We start from the raw sequence: 328 nt of genomic DNA on the forward strand, positions 1-328 counted from the left end.
ATCGAAACGGCGGACCTGATTGGCCGCCAGGAACAGCGCTTCCCGCAAGCAGGCATCCCCTTTCTTGCTGGGGCCTCCGCCAGCACTGCTGCGCCCTGAGCTGTTTTGTCTAGGGATCAAGCCGGAGTAGGCCCTGGCTGCGGCCAGGCATCGAAACCGCCCGGGATCACCCAGGCGACCCAGGATCTGGGCAGCAAGGATCCTGCCAATCCCGGGAACCGACAGCAGGATCTGCTCGGGATCGGCCTCGCAGTAGTAATCCCAGATCCGCTCCTCGATCGCATCGATCTGGCGATCCAAATCCAGTGCCAGCTCCGCTTCCAGGGCG

At 63.7% G+C, this 328-nt stretch carries 1 protein-coding gene; it reads right to left on the reverse strand.

From position 1 onward, the window contains the following. Positions 1-328 (reverse strand): transposase (locus ACLNEE_RS17065; RefSeq protein WP_411425350.1); only part of this gene is annotated, 328 nt, incomplete at both ends.

It is taken from the genome of Aphanothece stagnina RSMan2012 (assembly GCF_046764815.1).
Classification (GTDB): domain Bacteria; phylum Cyanobacteriota; class Cyanobacteriia; order PCC-6307; family Cyanobiaceae; genus NIES-981.